General features: G+C 64.5%; 5 protein-coding genes. 4 read left to right on the forward strand and 1 reads right to left on the reverse strand.

Translation table 11 applies throughout. The annotated features are described in order from the left end of the window. Positions 1-763, reverse strand: a 763-nt coding sequence (locus CVM52_RS26845) for a cadherin-like domain-containing protein (protein ID WP_172720945.1), incomplete at its 3' end; no start/stop codon positions are given. 720 nt (positions 764-1483) lie between these two features. On the opposite strand from CVM52_RS26845, the gene CVM52_RS27950 reads away from it, so the two are divergent. The 4 genes from CVM52_RS27950 (at position 1484) to CVM52_RS07165 (ending at position 5371) form a co-directional block, all read left to right on the forward strand. Continuing rightward, positions 1484-1978: an acyltransferase gene (locus CVM52_RS27950; protein WP_100161820.1), complete on the forward strand. Its 495-nt coding sequence runs from the start codon at positions 1484-1486 to the stop codon at positions 1976-1978. A 92-nt stretch (positions 1979-2070) separates the two neighbouring features. Beyond that, positions 2071-3456, forward strand: coding sequence for an O-antigen ligase family protein (locus CVM52_RS07155; RefSeq protein ID WP_100161821.1), 1386 nt, complete (start codon positions 2071-2073; stop codon positions 3454-3456). An 80-nt stretch (positions 3457-3536) separates the two neighbouring features. After that, complete coding sequence (locus CVM52_RS07160; RefSeq protein WP_100161822.1) at positions 3537-4517, forward strand: glycosyltransferase family 2 protein; 981 nt, start codon at positions 3537-3539, stop codon at positions 4515-4517. Beyond that, positions 4514-5371 (forward strand): glycosyltransferase family 2 protein, encoded by an 858-nt coding sequence (locus CVM52_RS07165; protein ID WP_172720946.1) that lies wholly within the window; start codon positions 4514-4516, stop codon positions 5369-5371. Before CVM52_RS07160 ends, CVM52_RS07165 begins: the two co-directional genes overlap by 4 nt. Positions 5372-5497: the final 126 nt, after the last annotated feature.

Raw genomic sequence — 5497 nt, forward strand, 5'->3', positions numbered from 1 at the left:
CGGCCTCGACCTGATAGGCCCCGGCCAGGTCCAGCGTTTCCGCCTCGGTGCTGCCGATATTGATCAGCGCCCCTTCCAGTGCGTTGGGATCTTCCACCTCGATCGTCACCGTCGCCTGCGCCAGGCCGCCGTTGCCGTCCGACACCTCGTAGGTGAAGCTGTCCTGCCCGACAAAGGCCGCGTTCGGCGTGTAGGTGAAAGAGCCGTTCGGGTTCCACGACAGGGTGCCGTTGCTGACACCGCTCAGGATCTGCGACACGTTCAGCGTGTCGCCATTCAGATCGTCGTCATTGTCCAGCACGCCCGGCGCGTTGATCACCAGCGCGGTGTTCAGATTGGTGACATAGCTGTCATCGCCGGCGGTCGGGTCGATATTGCCGGTATTCTCGACCACGTTGAGCGAGTCGATCCGCGCCGGTTCGCCGGCATCCTTAATGCCGCGCAGCGTGATCACGTCGCCATAGGCCAGCGACACCGCGATGTTCTGCGTCTCGACCGTGTTGTTGCCGCCAACGCCGGTCCAGCTGGAGACCTGCACGCCGTTCACCAGCACGGCGAATTGCGACACGCCGTCATTCTCGTTCACCCAGTTGACCTGCAGCCAGTAATTCCCGGCCGCGCCGGTGAAGCTGCCGGTCGCGGTGCCGGTGCCGGTGGATTTGATCACCGCCCCGCCGGAATAACCGGGCAAGGTTTCAATCTGGTAGGCTCCGGCCAGATCCAGCGCTTCTGCCTCGGTGGTGCCTATTGTTATGTCCGCCATACTTTTTCCCAAGCCGACTGATAAAAGAACGCTTCGGCACAGGGTGCGCCTACACCCCGGCTTTGCGCCTCGAACGAAACTTTGCTGGTATCCAAGGCCGTACCCGCAACCGGCTGAACGCCACGGCCCAATGCTACCACTCTTACTCCAACGACCGGGCCGCGCATCGACCCGCCACAACCTCTAAAATCCAGTTCCCATCATCATACACCAAATGTGGCCGGTTTCCAGCGTGACGGCCACATTCTGGGCCAAAGAAGGGCAGCTTTGCGGCGCCTGCGCGGCGGCACTTCCACCGGTTGTTTGGCGGCGCAGGGCGCTCCCGCGGCCCTTGATTTACTGCCGGATCGCCGCACTACGGCCCGTGGTGCGGCGATCCGGCAGTTCCGAACGCAGGTCGTTGATCTGACGAGATGATTCCGAAAATCCGGCGGGATGCGGTTTCGCCACCGGACAAAAACAGCCCGATTTCAGCCGATCGTTTCCAGATCGCCGGGTTTACCTCCGGGTGAATCAGCCTGTCGGCATAATCCCGTGGGTGGTGGCGCGGAAACAGGCATTTCCCCCATCCCCCGGCGACGCATGCCGGTTGCGCGTTGATCTCCACGCCGAAACCGTCGCCGAATCGTCACGCCGATCCCGCAAAGAAGGGCCGAGTGAACTTGCGCCGCACAGCAGCACAAGCGTATCTTCCGCCGCAAACGGAACAAGGAACCTGGCATGGCGCGCAGCCTCAACAGGCTCGGATGGCTCCGGCTGAAGCTCGTGGCGCTGAAGCGGTCCTATCTGACCAAGGTCTGGAAGATGGACATTCACCCGACGGTGAACATGTCCCTGTCGGCCAAGTTCGACCTGACGCATCCGGCGGGCATCCATGTGGATGCCTGGACCTATATCGCGTTCGATGCGCGGATCCTGTCGCATGACATGACCCGCAACATCAAGGTGCATACCCGCATCGGCAAGAACTGCTTTATCGGTGGCCGCTCGCTGATCCTGCCGGGGGTCGAGATCGGCGACAATTGCATCGTCGGCGCCGGATCGGTGGTGACCCGGTCGATCCCCAGCGGCTCGATCGTGGCGGGCAACCCGGCCAAGGTGCTGCGCTCGGGCATGACCCTTCTCAGCTATGGCCGCATCCGCCCGGAAGACCGCAACCCGGCGCCCGCCCCGGTTGCCTCGCAAGACCTGGCCCGGCAGGCCGGCACAGCTTAGGGTAGAGAGACGCTGACCCCCATATCGGATACTCGGAACGCAACGCGGCGGCCAGGCCCACGCAGGGGCCACAATACAGGAACACGGAACGGATGAGCTCGACCACCGACACCAACCTGACGCGCCGCGTTGCCGAGGCCATGGGCGTGCGTGACGGGGCCGCGGTGGCGAGCTTTCTCATGCCGCTCTACTTCATCTGCACCCTGCTGCCGATCTCGCTCACCATCGCCGGGCAAAGCCTGTCGCCGCTGCGGGTGCTGCTGCTGGTGCTGTTCATCCCCTTTGCCGCGCGCATCCTGCAGGGCAAGGTGGGGCGGGTGACACCGGTTGACCTGCTGATGGCGGCCCATGCCGCCTGGATCTTCCTGGCGCTGATCGTGGTGCATGGCACCTCGCGGATTCCCTATGCCGGCATCACCGTGGTCGAACTGGTCGGCGGCTACCTGCTGGGCCGGGTATTGGTGCGCGGTGTCGACGATTACCGCCGGATGATCCGGTTCCTGCTGAATTCGCTGATCTTCCTGCTCCCCTTCGCCCTGATCGAGCTGATCACCGGGACCATCGTGATCGCCGAGATTGTCGGCAACGTCTTCGAAACCATCTCGCGCGGGCGCAGCGCCTATGGTCGCATGGGGCTGGAACGGGTCTATGCCGTTTTTGCCCACCCGATCCTCTATGGGCTGTTTTGTTCGCTGGCCATCGCCAACCTCTATTACATGGCGCGCGGCAAGGGCTTTCTGCGCTTTACCGGCATGTTGTTCGCCACCTTCATGACCTTCATGTCGCTCAGCTCGGCGCCGCTGCTGGCCTGCATGCTGCAATTCATGCTGATCGCCTGGGACAAGATCACAAAGGGCAAGTGGAAGCTGCTGATCATCCTGTCGATCACCTTCTATGTGGTGATCGACTCGCTGTCGAACCGGACACCGGTCACCATCCTGATCGAAACCCTGACCTTCAACGCCAGCACCGGCTGGACCCGGATCGCCATTTTTGAATACGGCATGCGCAACGCCATGGCGAACCCGCTGTTCGGCATCGGCTTCAACGACTGGGTGCGCCCATTCTGGCTGACCAGTTCGGTGGACAATTTCTGGCTGTTCACCGCGATGTCCTATGGCTTCCCGGCGGTGATCTTCCTGATCATCGCGATGCTGATCCATTTCGCGGCGTCGATGCGGGCCCAGTTGAAGGGCGACGACCGGCTGCGCATCCGCACCGGGCATCTGATCACCCTGGCGGCGATCTGTTTCACGCTGGCCACCGTGCATATGTGGGGGGCGGCGGCGGTCTTCGTGATGTTCTACATCGGCTCGGGGGCGTGGATATATACCAGCGAAAGCGCCCTGCGCGACGCCGATGACGAACCGATCGAAGAAGACAGCGGGTCCAGCACCTATGCCCGCGGCCAGGCCGAACCGCGCTACACCCGGTTTGCCCCGTCCAAAAAGCGGCAGGACCGGAGGGAGCGGCGATGAGGCCCGGGGTTTTCTGCACGTGCGAAAGTCTGCAAAATCACGACAAGTCTTTGCCTTTTTCCTAGTTTAGCGGTTTTGCCATGACGTCTCAGCCCTCCCCCCCGACCGTTTCGATCGTGGTTGTCAGCTTCAACACCCGCGAGATGACGCTGGACTGCCTGCGATCGGTCTATGCGGAAACCCGCACGCCTTTCGACCTGATCGTGGTCGACAATGCCTCCAGCGACGGCTCGGCCGAGGCGATCGCCGCCGAGTTCCCCGAGGCCAAGCTGCTGGCCGAAGGTGACAATCACGGCTTTGCCAAGGCCAATAACATCGCCGCCCGGCACGCCACCGGAGAGTATCTGCTGCTGCTGAACCCCGATACCGTGGTGCTGGACGGTGCCATCGACAAGCTGCTGGCCTTTGCCCGCCGCCGGCCCGAGGCGCGCATCTGGGGTGGGCGCACCCTGTTCGGCGACCGGGCGCTGAATCCCGGCTCGTGTTTTGCGCGGATGACGCTGTGGAACGTGTTCTGCCGCAGCAGCGGCTTGTCGCGCCTGTTCAGCGGCAGCGCGCTGTTCAACGCCGAGGATTTCGGCGCATGGCGGCGCGACAGCGAACGCCAGGTCGATATCGTCTGCGGCTGCTTCTTCCTGATCCCCACCGCCTTCTGGCACGAGTTGGGCGGGTTCGACCTGCAATTCGTGATGTATGGCGAGGAATCCGACCTCTGCCTGCGCGCCGCCCAACGCGGCGCCCGGCCCGCTGTTACCCCGGACAGCGTCATCGTGCATTACGGCGGCGCCTCCGACACCGTGCGGGTGGACAAGATGGTGCGCCTGCTCAGCGCCAAGGCCTTGCTGATCAAGCGGCATTTCCCGGCCTGGCAGCGCGGTCTGGGCCTCTGGCTGTTCCGGCTCTGGCCGCTGAACCGCTGGCTGCTGCTGGCCTTGGCGGCGCGGCTCACCGGCAAGCCCGGGCATCGCGAGGCCGCCGCGCATTGGCGCCGGATCTGGAGCCGCCGCAACGAATGGCAGGGCGGCTGGCCGGGGCCCGACACCGGCGGGCTGCCGGCATGAGCGCGCCGCGCGTTTCCGTCATTTTGCCCGCCTATAACCGCGCCGACCTGGTCGGGCGCGCCATCGACAGCGTGCTGGCGCAGACCTGGCGGGATCTGGAGCTGATCGTGGTTGATGATTGCTCCACCGATGACACCCGCGCCGCGCTGGAACGCTACCGTGACACGCCCCGGGTGCGGTTGGTGTTTTCCGACACCAATCGCGGCGGCTCGGGCGCGCGCAATCTCGGCATCGCCCATGCCACCGGCGCGTTGATCGCCTTTCAGGACAGCGACGACATCTGGCTGCCGCACAAGCTGGCGGCCCAGGTCGCGGCGCTGGACGGCAAGCCCGAGGCGGGGCTCTGCTATTGCGGCGCGCTGCACAGCGCCGGCAACAAGAGCTTCTACATCCCCGAGCCGGTGTTCGACCGGCTCGAGGGCGACATGTCCGACGAGATCCTGCGCCGCAACACCACCAGCACCCAGACCCTGCTGATCCGACGCGCAGTGCTGGACCAGGCGGGCCATTTCACCGAGGATCTCAAGCGCTACCAGGACTGGGATCTGATGATCCGCGTCGCCCAGGTGACCGAATTTGCCTTCCTGCCCGACCCGATGGTGGTGATCTGCGACACGCCGGGCAATATCTCCTCGGTGGTGCTGAACGATGCCATCTGCCGTGCCGCCATCCTCAAGCGCTATCCGCAGCACTTCGCCCGCCGCCCCGATCTGGCCGCGCGCAACCATTACATCGCCGGCCGCATCCTGATGAAGCTGGGCGACAAAAGCGCCGCGCGCCAGCATCTGCGCGCCGCCTTCCGCCTGCGCCCCGGAGCCCGCTTCGGCCTGGCGCTGGGCCGAGCGCTGATCTGACTCCGCCCCCCGGGGACCGTTCCACCAACTTGTTCAGGTGATCGCCGGCGCCGCGGCGAGTGCCTCGGCATTTGCGATGGTGATGTTTTGTGCGTTGGCGGTGGTTGTGGCGGCGAGCAGGGTGGC

Source organism: Pseudooceanicola lipolyticus (genome assembly GCF_002786325.1).
In the GTDB taxonomy this organism is placed as follows: Bacteria; Pseudomonadota; Alphaproteobacteria; order Rhodobacterales; family Rhodobacteraceae; genus Pseudooceanicola_C; species Pseudooceanicola_C lipolyticus.